Annotated in this window: 14 protein-coding genes; all 14 read right to left on the bottom strand. The window is 44.0% G+C overall.

Going from position 1 to position 16,918, the window contains the following annotated elements; translation table 11 throughout:
- Positions 1–177 precede the first annotated feature (177 nt).
- A complete protein-coding gene (locus tag MJ612_RS14370; RefSeq protein WP_187031026.1) occupies positions 178–906 on the bottom strand; it encodes a hypothetical protein in 729 nt (242 codons plus the stop codon).
- 69 nt (positions 907–975) lie between these two features.
- Complete coding sequence (locus MJ612_RS14365; protein WP_222619646.1) at positions 976–1,494, bottom strand: lipid-binding protein; 519 nt, start codon at positions 1,492–1,494, stop codon at positions 976–978.
- 10 nt (positions 1,495–1,504) lie between these two features.
- Complete coding sequence (locus tag MJ612_RS14360; RefSeq protein ID WP_187031028.1) at positions 1,505–2,152, bottom strand: immunoglobulin-like domain-containing protein; 648 nt, start codon at positions 2,150–2,152, stop codon at positions 1,505–1,507.
- A 26-nt stretch (positions 2,153–2,178) separates the two neighbouring features.
- Positions 2,179–3,645: a SusD/RagB family nutrient-binding outer membrane lipoprotein gene (locus MJ612_RS14355; RefSeq protein ID WP_187031030.1), complete on the bottom strand. Its 1,467-nt coding sequence runs from the start codon at positions 3,643–3,645 to the stop codon at positions 2,179–2,181.
- Between the two features lie 21 nt (positions 3,646–3,666).
- Entirely contained in the window at positions 3,667–6,846 is a 3,180-nt protein-coding gene (locus MJ612_RS14350) for a SusC/RagA family TonB-linked outer membrane protein (RefSeq protein ID WP_187031037.1), read from the bottom strand.
- Positions 6,847–7,472: 626 nt separating this feature from the next.
- A protein-coding gene (gene prfB, locus MJ612_RS14345; RefSeq protein WP_187031039.1) for a peptide chain release factor 2 occupies positions 7,473–8,550 on the bottom strand; the annotation gives its coding sequence in 2 pieces (ribosomal slippage) (positions 7,473–8,489 and positions 8,491–8,550; 1,077 coding nt in all).
- A gap of 102 nt (positions 8,551–8,652) precedes the next feature.
- The gene (locus tag MJ612_RS14340) at positions 8,653–9,726 is read right to left on the bottom strand and encodes a branched-chain amino acid aminotransferase (RefSeq protein WP_187031041.1); all 1,074 of its coding nucleotides are present in this window, start codon (positions 9,724–9,726) and stop codon (positions 8,653–8,655) included.
- Between the two features lie 27 nt (positions 9,727–9,753).
- A complete protein-coding gene (locus MJ612_RS14335) occupies positions 9,754–10,305 on the bottom strand; it encodes a cob(I)yrinic acid a,c-diamide adenosyltransferase (protein ID WP_187031043.1) in 552 nt (183 codons plus the stop codon).
- The gene (locus MJ612_RS14330) at positions 10,289–11,032 is read right to left on the bottom strand and encodes an ABC transporter ATP-binding protein (protein WP_187031045.1); all 744 of its coding nucleotides are present in this window, start codon (positions 11,030–11,032) and stop codon (positions 10,289–10,291) included. Before MJ612_RS14330 ends, MJ612_RS14335 begins: the two co-directional genes overlap by 17 nt.
- Positions 11,033–11,041: 9 nt before the next feature.
- Entirely contained in the window at positions 11,042–14,086 is a 3,045-nt protein-coding gene (locus MJ612_RS14325) for a tetratricopeptide repeat protein (RefSeq protein WP_187031047.1), read from the bottom strand.
- Positions 14,087–14,101: 15 nt separating this feature from the next.
- Positions 14,102–14,389 (bottom strand): Asp-tRNA(Asn)/Glu-tRNA(Gln) amidotransferase subunit GatC, encoded by a 288-nt coding sequence (gatC, locus tag MJ612_RS14320; protein ID WP_187031049.1) that lies wholly within the window; start codon positions 14,387–14,389, stop codon positions 14,102–14,104.
- Entirely contained in the window at positions 14,331–15,140 is an 810-nt protein-coding gene (locus MJ612_RS14315; RefSeq protein ID WP_187031051.1) for a lysophospholipid acyltransferase family protein, read from the bottom strand. The genes gatC and MJ612_RS14315 overlap by 59 nt, the downstream gene beginning before the upstream one ends.
- A gap of 747 nt (positions 15,141–15,887) precedes the next feature.
- Positions 15,888–16,442: an NUDIX domain-containing protein gene (locus MJ612_RS14310; protein ID WP_187031053.1), complete on the bottom strand. Its 555-nt coding sequence runs from the start codon at positions 16,440–16,442 to the stop codon at positions 15,888–15,890.
- A 60-nt stretch (positions 16,443–16,502) separates the two neighbouring features.
- The gene (locus tag MJ612_RS14305; protein ID WP_187031055.1) at positions 16,503–16,883 is read right to left on the bottom strand and encodes a RidA family protein; all 381 of its coding nucleotides are present in this window, start codon (positions 16,881–16,883) and stop codon (positions 16,503–16,505) included.
- Positions 16,884–16,918 lie beyond the last annotated feature (35 nt).

Here is a 16,918-nt window from a genome sequence, read left to right as displayed (position 1 = left end):
AGCAATGACAACAGATTATAATAACTTATACTTTTATAAGATAAATTATACAAATTCATAACTACAGTTACCTATAAGCGCAAAAGCACATATCCTAAAAGAGATATGTGCTTTTGCACTAATTAAGATTTTACCATTTATAGCCTACGGGTAACTATAGTAAGCAATCAGGTACATTTATTTAAGCTTAGCATAAAACCTGAGCAGTTGAATAGCATCCTCTTTTTTCTGCAGTTTCAGCTTTTTATCCTTGGCATAGGCCTTTACTTTATCTGCTTTACCCCCAAATACAGAAAAGCTATCTTTCTCCAGTTTTGTAAGGTTGTTGCCTTGGGCTATGTATAGCTTTTCTTTCTTAACCAGCTTATCAGTTTTGCTGCCAACGTCAAATTGAGGAGAGTAATTAGATTGCTTCAAGTGCAGTTCTGTGCGCGATAAGAGTTTTAAATCCTTAGCAGAAGCGAGTACTTTATAGAAAGCTGTATGCAAACCTGTGGCCACATCATTATCGCTGCCACTTACATATAAGGCCTTTTGGTTTGCTTCCTGTAGCTCAAATTGTTTAATGTAGCGGCCTTGCAAAACCTTAACTCCATCCGGAGTGTTTATTTCCATCACGTCATGCTTTATATCATACTTCAGTTGTGAGTCCTGCAACACATGACCCGAAGAAGTATAAAGTGTACCCGTTGCCCACTCATCATTCAGGTATATAGAGCCAGTGGCATTCTCAATTCTCTCGGTTATTTCGGTGATGTTATCATACTTAACTATAGCAAATTGCTGATTATGAAAGTAATCACCGGGTGGCAGGGCCAGTTTCTCGCCACGCTGTGCAAATGCATTTCCGTTTACAAAAGCTAAAATGAGCAGAGCTGCTCCTAAATTCAATTTTATAGTTCTCATAGGGCTATCATGAGTTTTTGAGATAAAAAAAGGGAGCAAAATGCTCCCTTTTTTAGATGTATTTCTCTGTTAGAATTCATCTTCTTCAAATCCAGTTCTTCTGTGGCCCGATACTATAAAGGTGGTATCAGGTCTGTCACTTAAAGAAACTTCGTAATAAATGCTATCTGTTTTTACACCTGACCTTGAACGTCCACCGCCGATAATCACTTTACCATTGTTTATGGTTACAGAGTTATTATCATACAGATTTAAATTGTTCTGTGTAGAGAATGTTCTATCCGCTCTATTTATACCAACTGCTGTTTTATAATGAAATGTATTTGTTTGACTTAAAGCTATTGTACCAAATTCATCAACAAACATCGAATCAGTATTGCCAGCAGTATTGTATGTCAGATGCTGATGATAGCCACCTGCAAATGGTTCAGGTGTACCAGAACCTGTTTGAACCTGGTAAGTCACATACCATTCGCCAGCCATATCTCCCACAGCGGTCATCTCCACATCCGGATCATCCCTGTCGCAGGAACTAAATACTCCTAATACGAACAGTAGTGCAATAATATATGTATATCTCATTTTCATAACGTTGCTATTAAAGTCTTACAAATGTTCGTAATACGGTACCAAACCCTGGAGCTATTACCCTCCAGCTATATTGACTGGCGGTATTACCTTGTGGTACAAAAGAACCATCTTCGATTGCATGTAATGCTCCGGATGCTACTACTTGTGGCGGGCCAATAAGAGTAGTGCCTTCCGGATGAAAGAATTGAATTGCATCAGAAGGTCCTGGGGTCCCTACTCCCCCAATATTATCAGCTCTATAAAGCCCTGGGCCAATTTTTGTAACTGTCGAGACCCCTGCAGCACCAGCAGTACGTTTGTATTGGCCACTAAGATCTATATCAACTACTGCCGGATCAAGTACACCTACATATCTGTATACAGAGCGTGTAAAACCATCCTTGTTAGTAGCAGAGTAGGTAAATATATATACTCCCGGCGTACTTGTATCAACCTCCCCCTCAGCAGTTACTTCTATCTCTTCACCAGCTTCTGTAGCTGTAACGGCTGAATCAGTATAGCTTTCTCCCACCAGTATAGTCTGGAACTGCTCACCCTGCATGTCGAATACCGGGTAGAAAGTGGTTTGAGAGATGCCTTCTGTATCTTCATCGCAACTGAGAAACAAGCTTGCAACGAGAAGCGTGAAAACGTAAAATATCTTATTCTTTTTCATGATTTCAAAGATTTAGATCGTTAGGATTAATCAATATCCCACCAGATAGGCGTTGTTATACTTTCAGGAGTTTGCGGTGCATTAGGATTGCGCTGCGAAACAATGCTAGGTAGCGGAAGTCGGGTTGGGAATAAATCACCTGTAACACCCTCAATAGAGTAACTGAAGAAATCAGGATAGCCAGTTCTAAGCTGTTCAAAAAAAGCTTCAATACCTTGGTAAGTACCAGCTAATGCAATCCATTTCTGAATTATAATTGCTTCCAGCTGTTCTTCAAAACCACCTCCCGGGAAAGCATATAAGCCACCTCTTTCTACTCCCATCTGCTCAAAAGATGCATCTACACCCGCATTATAAAGTACGGCTACATCACCAGTACCCCATCCTCTTAATACTGCTTCTGCTTGTAAAAAATAGCTTTCAGCTTCAGAAATAAAATAAACCGGTGCATCAGGCTCAATCAATGCTCTGGACACAGACAATGGGTTAAGTTGCCCTGATGTTAAGTTAAATGATCCCTGATCCATACCATTATAACCACCTGTTCCGGCCGCTCTGTATATTCGCTGCAGTCGCGGATCATTATTCGCCTCCAGGAACTCTAGCATAGTATTGCTTGCCTTCAGGTTCTGGTTCGTATTTAGTGCCGTACTTTGGTCCATTTCATACAGAGGATTTCTTCTGCTGGTCACATCTTCAAAAATGTCCACCTTAGCAGATTCGTCTTCGGGTTCTTCATCAACGATATCAGGTGCACCTAAAAATTCAGCACCTTCAGCATACATAGCTTGTATGCCTGCCTGTGCCACAGCAGGGCGGGCCTCAGACTGGCGTATGAAGATTTTGAGTTTCAGGGTATTTGCGAAACGCACCCATTGCACCATATCTCCACCAAATATAATGTCGTTCTCAGACAGACCAACACTGGCATCTTCTGCTGGGAAAGGCCGTGCCAGCGCTTCGTCTATCCTGGCAATAAGGGAGTCGTAGACTTCTGGCCCTGATCTAAATGCGGGAGCAAGTTGGCCTTCAACACCTTGTAGTGCTTCATCAAAAGCGATATCGCCATAAAGATCGGTTAAGACCTGGTATGTATAAGACTGCATAACAGTAGCCATAAGGTAGGCATCCCATTGTTCATTTGCTCTTGCTCTTACTCTTATAGATTCATAATCAGATAGAGCTCCTGAATATAGCTCAGTATACCTGGCTGCAAAGGTGCCATTAGTAGGAAGTATGTTATAAGAATCTATATCCTTGTACTGGTTAGACGCATTGTTTTGTGTATAATATTGCGACCATATACCACCAAGTATAGCATACTGGCCACCTACTGTACCTGCCGTAGAAATTACAGCTGCCGGAAACAGCAGTTCTGCTGGTGCATCTGCCGGGTTATTTGGATCTTCGTTAACATCCAGAAAATCATCGCATGAGGCCGTTACGAACAGCATTGCCATGATAGCTCCGAAATATCTAATTGCTCTTTTCATGTCTTTCAATTTTAACTGTTCTTAGAAACCAAATCTGAGACTTAAACCATAGCTTCTGGTAGTCGGTCCGCCTGCAAATTCACCAAACTCACTAAGCAGGTCGTTACCAAAAGTTGTAGACTCAGGGTCGATGATGTTGTTGTCCTCAGGAGTTGCTGCAAACAGGTTTCTGGCTACAAAGCTGATGTTGGCGCTACTGAATGGAGTACGCTCTATAAAAGTAGCAGGAAGGTTATAACCTAATGTAAGTTCGCGCATCTTCAGGAAGGTTCTGTTTTTAAGGTGCTCACGCTCAATTGGTGGGTTACTGCTTGGGTTCCAGTAATCTACTACACTTTGTGCATCAACAGGGGTAGTATTTGGTACAGTAATTAAATCGCCCTCACCATTCGTATCCGGAACTCCATCACCATCCGCATCAACAGTTACAACTGAATTAGGCACAATAAATGGTAGCCTATCATTATATAACGTGTTAGTTGAGTTACCCACGAACTGAGTCAGGCGTTGGGTATATGAATAGAACAGACCACCTTTTCTATAGTCGAAACCAAAAGAAAGTGAGAAATCCTTATAATTGAAGGTATTATATAAACCCATCTGGAAGTCAGCCTGCGCATCACCAAATTTAACTTCTTCACCTGCCAGCGGGAAGCCAGTTGTTTCATTAACTATAATGCGTCCCTGTGAATCGCGCTGGTAATCAATACCTTTAAACACACCAAGTGGTTCTCCTGCTTCTGCAACGAATCTAATGCCGTACACACCATTTAACAGCACCTCTTCAAGGCCTTCAGTAAGTTCTACAACTTCGTTTCTGTTTCTTGTGAAAGTATAACGAACATCCCAGTTAAAGTCTCCTGCCTGTACCGGAGTACCTGAAAGCAGCAGCTCTATACCTCTGTTCCGTACCTCGCCGAAGTTTTGTATTTTGGTAGTAAAACCTGTTGAAGGATCTACAGGCACAGCCAGAATCTGGTCAGTTGTTTTCCTGTTATAAAAGGCTAAGTCAACATTAAGCCTGTTATCAAAAAGGCCCAGGTTTGTACCGATTTCAATTTCAGTTGTAATCTCTGGTTGTAACTGGGTGTTACCGATCTGGTTGGTTTGTTCAAAGGCGTTTCTACCTGCAATCGGGAAAAGAATACTACCAAAGCCAAGACCTGTACCGCCTGGTATAAATACTTGGTCTACACTGTACACAGGAGCATCATTACCAGCTTGTCCCCAGGATGCTCTTAACTTACCATAAGATAATGTTGCTGGCATATCTGTGAACTGATCTGTGAACACCCAGGCTATGTTTGCTGCCGGATAGAAGAAAGAATTATCTTCTTTTGGAAGTGTAGAAGACCAGTCGTTTCTGGCACTCAAGGTCAGGAACAGGTAATCCCGGTAAGAGAATTCGGTCTGACCATACAAGCCTACTAATCTACGTTGTTGTGTAGTAGTATTTGCTGTTACAGGGTCTGTTGTGTTTGACAGGTCGAAGAAGTCTGGTATACTTAAGTTAGTGATAGATGCTGTCGTATTTTTACCATAGCGCTCGTTCACGTTAAAACCAGCCAACGCATTAAGATGGATTTCTTCTGACAGGTCATTATTAGTAGACGCAATTATATCAGAGTTTAACTCTCTTGCAATTGTATTTATCTCAGCTACATAACCTTCTGATGGGCTGGCTGTAGCGTTAGGGCTACCAGGCGTATAATCATAAGGCCTGATCCAGTCTTTTAATCCACCGTTTGCTACGTCACCACCACCACGGGCTGATAAGGTTAACCATTCATTTAATTTATAGTCTAATGTGATGTTACCAAAGAATCGGTTTTCTTCAAAGTCGTTACCGTTCATGGTTATTGGCCAGTATGGATTCTGCGCGTAAAGCGTAAAGTAGTTATCGTTTGTATTGAATGGGTTATTCAAGTCTTCGAAGTCTACTATACTCATATCCCGCGGAATCTGGATGATCTCCTGATACAAGGTTGTACCAGCGCCACCCTGACCAGTGGTAACTACTGCAGCATCTTTACGAACATAATTCAGACTGGAAGAAGCAGAAAGCTTTTCGCCTTTGGTAGAACCTCTTAAAGCAACCGTATTTCGATAATAAGTATCTGCATCGGTAGGTATAATACCATTTTCAGAAGCATTACTATAAGAGAGGTAATAAGTAGATTTCTCTGAGCCACCACTTACAGATATGGTGTTCAGGTAAGAACTACCTGTATCAAAAAAATCCTTCAGGTTATCTTCCTGTGCAGCGAAAGGTTTCAATTGCTGTGCGTTATCAACTACGTTACCCCATAGGCGTGTTTGTCCGTCTAGTCTTGGTCCCCAGCTACCGTTTTCGTTACTGATATAGGTAGCATTCCAACCTTGTCCGAAACGGTTTTGCAGTTGTGGCAGAAACAAAGGACGTGAGTAGGTAGCTGAACTGGCAAACTCAATCTTAGGTTTTTCGCCTACCTGGCCACGTTTGGTAGTAATAAGTATGGCTCCGTTTGCAGCTCTTGATCCATACAAAGATGTTGCTGCAGCACCTTTAAGTATAGTTATAGATGCGATGTCGTCGGGGTTAATGTCGTTGGCACGGTTACCGAAGTCCTGGGTTCTGTTAACATCACCAGGAACAGTACTGGCTGCATAGTTTCCGGAACCGTTAGTTATAGGCACACCATCCACTACATATAACGGGTTGTTATCACCGCCAATAGAGCTGTAACCACGAAGAATTACTTTTGTAGAAGCACCTGGTTGACCAGAAGCTTGTGTAATATTTACACCCGCTACCTTACCTTGCAGCGAGTTCATCGGGCTGGTTGCTCTGGCTTTGGTAATTTCGTCGTTCTGAACAGTACTGGCTGAATAGCCAAGCGATCGTTCTTCGCGTTCCACACCAAGTGCGGTTACAACAACCTCCTGCAGTTGTCTTGTATCAGCAGATAGTGTAACGTTTATCGAAGTAGCATCACCAATTGTTCTTGTTACAGTTTGATATCCGATGTATCGGAACTCGAGTGCATTGCTACCGGCTGGCACACTAATAGTATAAGCACCATCTACGTTAGTTGATGTACCAACGGTAGTACCTTGTACTATTACAGCCACACCCGGTAGGGCTTGTCCAGTTGCCTGGTCAGTTACTCTACCAGACACAGTCCTGCCTTGTGCAAACGCCTGTTGAAATAGGGTGAACATCAAGACAAAACTTAGAAGTAATAGTTTTTTCATTTGCTGTCATAAGTAAGATGAGTTAACAGAGTGAAAAGCAGATAACACGAGATAAACAGCCTCTTTCGCATAAGAGCAACAGAAACGTTTATGAGGAGCTATTGCGAACAGAAACTATAGCGCAGGCGGTAGAGGACTAATATTTTATAGTAGCACCAGGAGTATAGTTCTGAATGTAGAGGGAAGGCAATATTATTTAACTATACCTTATACGCACACAATCAAATTTAATCTTGATAAAAACTTATTTTTATCAATTTGTACCTGTTAATCAAGGGCATGTAGGACAGAAAAATACATCTGGAGCAGCTACAAACACTGTAACAAAGATTACTCTGAGCCCGAATCAATGTTTAAACAACCAGTATAGTAGTAATAGAAAATATTCTTTTAATTTTATTTATAGTGCGCCTTATACATCTATTGTTATATCGCTATATTATTTGAAGTCTTTATAGAGAATCTAACTTCATATTTAAAACTCGAAAAGGAGAAGTAACTTTGGTTCGGATTGATAAAATGAAAAGGCACCACAGCTAACTATAAATGTGCGTTAGCTGTGGTGCCGAAATATCTCTGTTGAAGTATGATTTCTATTGCTGCATCAGGTAAGCTTTAATATATTCGTCAAGGTCGCCATCTAATACATTCTGCACGTCTGTTCGCTCTACGCCTGTTCTTACGTCTTTTACTAATTTGTATGGGTGCAGCACGTAGTTCCGGATCTGGGATCCAAAGTCTATCTTCTTTTTGGTGCTCTCGATGCGGTCGCGTTCCTCGTTACGCTTCTCTACCTCTATCTGGTATAACCGCGACTTCAGCATCCGGATAGCATGTTCTTTGTTCATGAGCTGCGAACGCTCGATCTGGCATTCGATAACTATACCTGTTGGCTTGTGCTTTAAACGCACAGCCGTTTCTACTTTGTTCACGTTCTGGCCACCGGCACCACCCGAACGGAACGTATCCCACTCAATATCGCCCATGTTTACCTCGATATTGATGGTATCATCCACTACAGGGTAAGCAAATATGGAAGCAAACGACGTATGGCGACGCCCACCTGAATCGAATGGAGAAATGCGAACCAAACGGTGTACCCCAATCTCAGCTTTCAAATAGCCATAGGCAAAGTCACCGGTAATTTCCAGCGTTGCCGATTTTATACCTGCACCATCGCCAGCCTGGTAGTTGAGTTGTTTTACATTAAAATTATGAGACTCAGCCCACATAATGTACATACGCATCAGCATCTCAGCCCAGTCCTGGCTTTCGGTTCCACCTGCACCGGGGTTTATCTCAAGTATAGCGCTTAGCTGGTCTTCCTCGCCGCTCAGCATGCGTTTAAATTCCAGTCCTTCTATCGCTTCGGTAGTAGCTTTGGCTTCCTGCTGAATTTCTTCTTCTGTAACGTCTCCTTCTTTGTAAAAATCGAAAAGCGTTTCGAGGTCGTTATACTTCTTTTCTACCTCTTCGTAATGTTCTGTCCATACTTTAATGCCCTTTACTTCTTTCAGCACTTTTTCGGCTTCTTTCGGATTATCCCAAAAGTCGGGGGCAGTGGTCTGGAGTTCAACCTTCTCTACTTCTTCTTTTTTGTTATCGTAGTCAAAGATACCTCCTCAAGGCTTCTACGCGCGCCTTTAAATCTCTTACCTGCTCTGCAGTCATCGTTTTATAGTTTTTGTTTTGCTATACTTTGTTTAAAACAAGAAGATGCTGAAATATAAACCTGGTGGCTATACTTCAGCATCTGATGCTATATTTATCTTACTATAAGCTAATCCTGTAAACCCAGTTATATGGGTCCGGCGCCTGGCCAGTTTTAATCCGATCCAGTTCCTGAGCTACCCTGTTCGATATCTCACGTCCTTCTACAGCAGGCAGATCCATGTCTTCACCATTATAGTATATAGTTGCAATCTGGGCTATAGTTGCAGCTGTTCCTGTACCGAATGCTTCCTGCAAGGTACCGGCTTTATGAGCTTCTACTATTTCTGCCACAGATACTTTGCGTTCTTCTACTTTATATCCCATATCACGGGCAACCTGTAATACACTGTCGCGGGTAATACCGGCAAGTATAGTTGAGCTCACACTAGGTGTAATCAGCACCCCATCGATCACGAACATTACGTTCATAGTGCCTGATTCTTCGATATACTTGTGCTCTTTGGCATCGGTCCAGATTAGCTGTTGATACCCTTTTTCCTGCATTTTTTTTGCCGGATACAAAGCCGCACCATAGTTACCAGCTGCTTTTGCGTACCCTGCACCACCTTCTGCAGAACGTACATAGTTGGTCTCAATAGCTACTTTTACAGGTGCACTGTAGTAAGCTGCCACCGGGCACGAGAAAATAGTAAATCTATAGTTGGAGGATGGCCTTACACCAATAAAATCGTCGGTAGCAAACATGAACGGACGGATATATAAGGCACTTCCGGCAGTTGGTGGTACCCAGGCAGCATCTACACGAAGTAGTTGCTCAAGCCCTTGCATAAATATCTCTTCCGGAATCTCAGGAATGCACATGCGGTCTGCAGAGATGTTGAGGCGCTTAAAGTTATCGTATGGCCTGAAAAGCAGGATATCACCATCCGCACTGCGGTACGCCTTCATGCCTTCAAAAATAGCCTGACCATAATGTATAGCCGATGTAGCCGGGCTCAGCGACATGTTGCCGTATGGTACGATCTGTGGGCTCTGCCATGCGCCATCTTTAAAGTCAGCCACCAGCATATGATCCGAAAAGATCTTACCAAATTCAATATTATTAAAATCAAGCTCTGAAATGCGCGACTTTGCTACAGGTTGGGTAGATATAGTTAACGTATCAGTAGACATAGCTATAATGTTAGTTGTAAAGGGTTGTTAAACTCTGGGCTTCCAGGTTATTTCTTCTGCCTTCAGTTCGTAAGTCATACGGCGGCAAAGAGCAAACAAGTAATCTGAAAGTCTGTTCAAATAAATAATAATCAGTTCTTCAACGGGAGACTCTTCCTGTAACCGGATAGCCAGCCGCTCTGCCCGACGGCAAACACAACGGGCGACATGGCAGAACGATACCGACTGATGACCACCCGGCAGTACAAAAGCACGCAGCGGCGGTACATCTTCACTCATTGCATCTATTTCTTTTTCCAGCAGCAGAATGTCTTCGTTGTGCAGGTCCGGGGTAACCATCTTCACATCTTTTTCAGGATCAGTGGCCAGCATAGAGCCAATGGTAAACAGCCTGTCCTGTATTTCTTTTAGAATATCAGCTCTTGATGTGTTTACTTCCTGGTCACGTACCAGCCCGATATATGAATTCAGCTCATCTATAGTTCCGTAAGCTTCGATACGAAGATGTGATTTGGCTACGCGGGTTCCCCCTATCAGCGCAGTGGTGCCTTTATCGCCGGTTTTAGTGTATATTTTCATTTACAGTGTTTGCTTCACGCATCATGGCTGCGGTAGCTATATTGGTGTTTATAGTATCCGATTCGATCAAACCATCGCGTAAGCGTACTATGCGGTGTGCATATCTTGCAATGTCCTCTTCGTGGGTTACCATAATAATTGTATTGCCTTTAGAGTGCAGGTTCTCGAACAGCTCCATGATCTCGTAAGAGGTTTTGGTATCGAGGTTACCGGTCGGCTCATCGGCAAGTATAATACTAGGATTGTTAATTAAAGCACGGGCAATTGCCACACGCTGTCGCTGACCGCCTGAAAGCTCATTTGGTTTATGCTTGCCCCTGTTTCCCAAGCCTACGCTTTCCAACGCTTTCTGTGCCCGCTCCTCACGCTGCGATTTGTTATAACCTGCATAAATAAGGGGCAGCGCCACATTCTCCAGCGACGACTGACGTGGCAAAAGATTAAAGGTCTGAAACACGAAACCGATCTCTTTGTTTCGAACTTCAGCCAATTCGTTATCAGTCATGTTGCTCACATCGTTCCCGTTCAGGATGTACTGCCCACCGGTTGGCGTATCCAGGCAGCCAATAATGTTCATCAGCGTAGATTTACCAGAACCCGACGGCCCCATAAAAGCTACATATTCGCCTTTGTTTATGGTGATAGAAACATCCTGCAGGGCATTGATCACTTCGCTGCCCATGCGGTATACTTTAGAAATATGATGTGTTTCAATAATGATGCTCATACAGGCTTTTTATAGTTGCCAGTCGTCAGCTTTTTCTGCGGCAGCCTGGCGGTGGCTTTCATACTGCTTTATAAATGTACTGTATTCTGAGGCAGGAAGCAAGCCCTGTAATGTCTGAAGTGCCTGCTCTGCATAGCTTTCCAACCCTTTATCCAGACTTTCCAGCGCGTATGCCTTGTGCAGCTCTGCTGAGAAAGGATTATAGGTTATACCATCCAGCAAAATCTCATAAGACGTCATCTTATCAGGGGTATACTCTTTATAAAAAGCAGCAGCAGCCTTTACTACTTCTTCATCATACAAAAGCATTTTTACTGCCTGGCTATACTTTTCAGCCGCCTCCCGTGTACGCCCTTTAGCTGCTGCTATACTTGCTTTAAAGTATAAATTATACTTCTTGTCCCGGTTGGTGAGGTGCAGGTTATCCATGCGGCTGAGCAAGGCATCATAATTCTTTGTGTAATGCCATAGTTTTAGCTGTTGCAGGTTAAGCCTGCTGCGCAGTTCACCTTCTGGTTGTAACCTGGTGCCGGCCTCCTTAATTGCCTGGTTCGCTGCTTTCCAGTTTTTACGCTGTAGCAGGTAGTCTATTCGGGCAAGCAATGCCACACGCTGCAGTTCTTTCTCTTTAACGGCACTTACAAGTGCATCTACCTCCTGGGGCTGTAGTTGCGACAAATAAGCCTGCAGGTATTTAACTTTGTCAGCATCCGGGGCTGTAGCAATAATCTGCTGCACATCCTGCTGTAATACCTGCTGTAGTTGGTCGGCCACCTGCATGGCAGATGCTACTTCCGTATATCCTACTTCCTGTAAAGAGTTTACAGCTGCTTCTGTATCGTGGGCCATTGCCAGCGCATACCCATGCGATAAAAAGGCCTGATTATACCCATGATCTTTTGCCAGTTTAAAGTAGTGAGCAGCCGCACGATAATTCTCTTCCTCCAGCATCCAGATGGCTAATGCATTATAATAGTACCCGCTTCGCTCTGAGGCGGCTAAGGCTAAATTCTCAACTATACTTCTGGCTTCTTTCGGGCGACCGTTATAGTGGTGCACCAAAGCTTTACTATACAAGAGATCTTCCTGGAACAGCTGATTGCCTGAGGCTTTCAGATACCGGTCTATGGTCTTGAGCTGAGAAGTATCGCCGTTACTTAACCCGCTAAGTACCTGGTTATAGAAAAGCGTAAATTCTTCAACCCGCTCCAGCGAATCAGGTGCAAAAACCTCATCCTTCTGTCCTGCATCTGCACCTAACAGTTGCCGTAGCGCCGCCATGTTGCTGCGTAACGAAGTATAGTTCCCGCCTTTGCTCTGCGCTAGTAAAGCACGTGCTGGTTCCAACATAGCCTGTCGGGTATAAAAGGCCAGCCTGTTGCTCTGAATGGCTTCTTCGTTTGAAGAATACTTCTGGGCCAGGTTGAAATAATATTCTGTAGAGTCAGTTACGCTGGTTTGCATGTAAAGCAGTGCCAGGTTGTTATAAAGCTCTGCACTCTCCGGAAACTTGTCAATACCTTCGTGCAACACGTACAGTTTTTCGAAGAAATATTGTTTCTCGTCGTAGAGGTTGGCCATGCGCACATACAGCTTCGGATTTGGCCGCTTGGCCATAGCGCCTTTCAGGTGCACGATCTCGTTATTGCGCTGCTGCTCTTCGCGGTACATAGAAGCCAGGCTATAGTTGGCTTTCACGTTATTGATATCGTACACATCGCTCTCTTCATAAAAGCGTTTTGCCAACACCGGGTTTTCAGATGCCTGGTACAGATCCCCGAGATAATTATAGTAGCCAGCCTTGGCCTGGAAATAGGTGCTGTATTGAGTTCGAATTACCAGTATAGCCACTACCACGGTACTCATCAGGAAGAATGAGAACAGTGTAAATACACGCGGCTCATATACAATTTTGTAAACTGCTTTACGCTCCTTTATCAGCTTACCAAAGTTAAGCATCAGGTACAGGAAGAAAACTCCCCCATATACCAGATGGGTATAGATAATAAGGTTATGATATAGTACAGTGAGCGAATCGTTGGCAGTAGCAAACGCATAACCTATACTTAGAAACGCAATGGTAGCAAACACTAAGTATAGAACAGCACCTGTAGGCCTGAACGGGAAATATTTACCATAAAAAGCTTCGCGCTGCTGCATTCCCCAAAAGCCGGCGATTACCGAAAGCAACAGAATCAGGTAACCATTAACATAAATCAGATCGGTTTGCAGGTAACCAACGTGGCGCAGGTATAAAAGAAGCAGGTTAGTTAAGTATAGACCTGAGATCAGTATAAATTGCCAAATACTGAAACGGCGCTCAGGTGTCTTTGCCTGAGTATTTATCCAGAGCAGGGCATTTATGTTCTCAAAAGATACCCATATCATGAAGAGTGTGGTAACAATGAGCGTAGCCAGCGAGCTATAGTTTACAAGGTGCAGGGCTGTAAGCGAAGGGGCAAACTCGGCTTCGGATAAAATAGCCACACCTAGAACAAGCACAGCAGCAAGCATAGCAACTACACGCCAGCCAAAAGTTATATGCTTCCAGAATGCATGGAAACCATAACTTAACCCGGCCAGCAGCACAATAGCCATCAGCAACATTGTCTGGCTGGGCTCAGCTCCAAAAACCTGTAAAAGATCGATGTTAAAGGATGCCAGGAACAGCATCAGCAGCAGAACACCTGCAAAGTATGGCACCTGCCGCATGGTACTTATTGCGGCTGTGTAAAAAGCGATGCAGATGCCAAGTATACTCAGGAAAATAACGGCAGGCCAGGTCCTGACTACGGCTGGGGCTACATCGTACTGCTCCAGCACCAGGTACCCATCAGCATATAATGTAAATGGCTCGAGCAGCCTGGTAACTTCGTGTACAGGCACCGACACCAGCTGCAGGTCAGTTATCTTATCCCAGGCGTATGCCGAGGTATTACCGGCAAAATAATAATAGCCGCCTAGCAACAGAGCTGCTAAAGCAAGGGCCATTAAAAAAAGATAGGGATACTTCAGGTTAGTATCCCAGTTTTTCCAGAAGTTGGTTTTACTCATAAACAGCCTTGCCTTTTACTCCAGTACCTTTGGCACTCTAAAGTAATCGGAGTCTTTTTTAGGAGCGTTCAACAATGCTTCTTCGTGTGTAACGGTATTTTGGGCCACATCCTCGCGCATCACATTCACTTCGGCGGTCATGTGCGTCAGGGGCTCTATGTTTTCGGTATCCAGCTCGCGCAGCTTATCTACCCAGTTCAGGATCTTGTTCAGGTCGCCCAGCATCTCCTGTTCTTTCTCTTCGTTAAACTCCAGCCTGGCCAGGTGTGCTAATTTTCTGATGGTTTGAATATCTGTTGACATCCGTATAGTTGTGTTTAGTTAACTCTTGTTGAATAATATGAAATACCCGGTCCTTTAGTGCCGGCAGGTCCTCCAAAGTCATACCTGCGGTTTCAATAGGTTCGTGTATGATCAGCTTGAGTGGATGGCGGCGCAATCGCAAGCCTACTTCTTCCACGTCAGGCATAAAGTACTGGTTATACGGCATAGTTACCGGCACAACCGGCACCTGCTTCTCAATTGCTATTTTAAAAGGCCCATCTTTAAATTCCAACAGCTCCTGCCCTGCATTCGGGGCAATGGTTCCTTCCGGAAAAATAACCAGGCTACGCCCTTCATCCAGCGTTTTCTTAGACTGAATGTAGCTCTTGGCACTGCTCATGGCACTCTTACGATCTACGCTGATATAAAGCGCTCCGTATACTTTACCCCATAAAGGTACTTTAGCCAACGAGCTTTTCCCTACAAAGTTAAGAAAACCGGGGATAGCGCGCAGCATCATCGGAATATCCAGGTAAGAGCTGTGGTTTGGCGTAAAGATATAACGCTGCTCCGGGTCTAATTTCATGCGCCACTCCACCTGCAGAGGGGTAATGAACATGCGCAAAAATATGGTAGACCATAACCTGTTAATGTTATGTACATGTTTGTGCCACTGCTGCTTGCGCAACAGCAGTACCTGAAATGGATATGTCACCACGAAAGGTACTATAAACCAGGTGCAGCACCAGGTAGTATAAATACGTTGCGACAGGTATTTCAGCACTTTCATGGGATCAAATGTAAGAATATTCCAGCATTGTTCAACGCTTCAAAAACCACTGCCGCTGCAGAATAATTCAATATGGTGGTGTAGTGGTGAATGGTATGGTTAGAAGTACAGTTTATAGTTTCCGCCTTGTCATCCCGAGCGTTAGCCGAGGGATCTTATATGTCCTATTAGATTATATAATTAATTGAACCAAGCCTTTATTCTATAGCTGCCTCCAATCCTGGGAGCTCTACTCACCTACCTTTCTATAGTTAGCTTTGGTGTGCTCACGGCCGCGAGGCCCCGTCTTCGGGCATCGCGCTGCTGATTTGAAGCTACCCTCGCTGTGCTCGTGTTGCCTTCGGCACCGCAACAAATCAAAGGCGCTCAACCCAAAGACTGAAATCAGTTCGATAGCTAATTTTATAGTTTGTTTGAGCTGATATAGTTATATAGCTTTCTCGTGGTTGTAGTTTCGTAGGTACTGGTCATAACCTGTTCGTTCACAGGCTGTAACTATAGAACTATAGTTGATGAAACGTTAGGGGCATGGAAAGCTCCCCGCCTTAGACCAGGAGGGGCTGGGGATGGTTGGACCACGGCAACTATAGCAAAGACAGAAATCACTTCCGAGCGTTTACAAAACCTTAGAGCGTCTTTGCCAATAACCTTTGCTTCGTAGCCAGACGCTAATAGGACCTACGGATGCTACGAAGTCTATATTAATCTGCAAATCCGGAGTCTGACAAGAGGCTGGAAAGGGAAAACTTACCTGACTCCAAGTATAAAAGCAGCTTTTAGGATACCTGCAACGCTGATAGCGTCAGTTATCTCATTATTAAGTGCCATGCGCACGGCTTCGGTGAATAGTACGCGTTTGATGTGCAGTTCTTCTGTTTCCTCAAAAGCGGTATCACCTGCGGTTAATTCCTGTGCCAGAAAAACGAAGCCTTCTTCGTCGGTAACGGAGTTGGAAGTATGCAGGCGGCAAATATTCGTCCATTTTGCAGCAGTAAAACCAGTTTCTTCCTGTAGTTCGCGTTTTGCTGATTCAAGGATATCGTTCTCTACCAAACCACCCCCCATTGGTATTTCCCAGCTATATTCGTTGAGCGGGTAGCGGTACTGGCCAATCAGGTAAGTATAACCTTCATCATCTATCGGAATAATGCCGATAGCTTTGTTCTTCATGCTTACCACACCGTAAATACCTTCGCCACCTTTAGGGTTCAGCACTTTGTCTTCGCGCACTTTTATCCAGGGGTTTTGGTAGATATTTTTCGATGAAAGGGTAGTCCAGGGGTTATGCTGCTCGTCTATCATAGCTATGCTTTGTTGCGATGCAAAGATAAGGGGTTTTAAAATTGGCGGCTGTGGTAAAACCTATTTTCTGGCTGCTATCATTTCAACTTCTACCTGCGCGCCCAGTGGTAAGGATGCCACGCCTATAGTTGTACGTGCCGGGTAAGGCTCTGAGAACTGCGTTTTATACACTTCATTCATCGCGCTGAAGTTGGCCATGTCAGTTAGGAACACATTTACTTTCACTACATCGTCCGGGGTAAGGTCTGCTGCTTTAAGCACCGCAAAAAGATTTACAAAGCACTGCTCCGTCTGGGCTGAAATGTCTCCTTCCACCAGTTTACCAGTAGCAGCATCTATTGGCGTTTGGCCGGATAAGTATAATAGGTTACCAGTTTCTACAGCATGCGAGTAAGGACCAACGGATACGGCACCTTCGGCAGTAAAGGCTTTTCTGGGCATGGGGATGTGATTTGAATAAAGTTTAATAGTTAACA

The organism is Pontibacter deserti (genome assembly GCF_023630255.1).
In the GTDB taxonomy this organism is placed as follows: Bacteria; Bacteroidota; Bacteroidia; order Cytophagales; family Hymenobacteraceae; genus Pontibacter; species Pontibacter deserti.
This window is presented reverse-complemented; position numbering and strand designations above follow the sequence as displayed.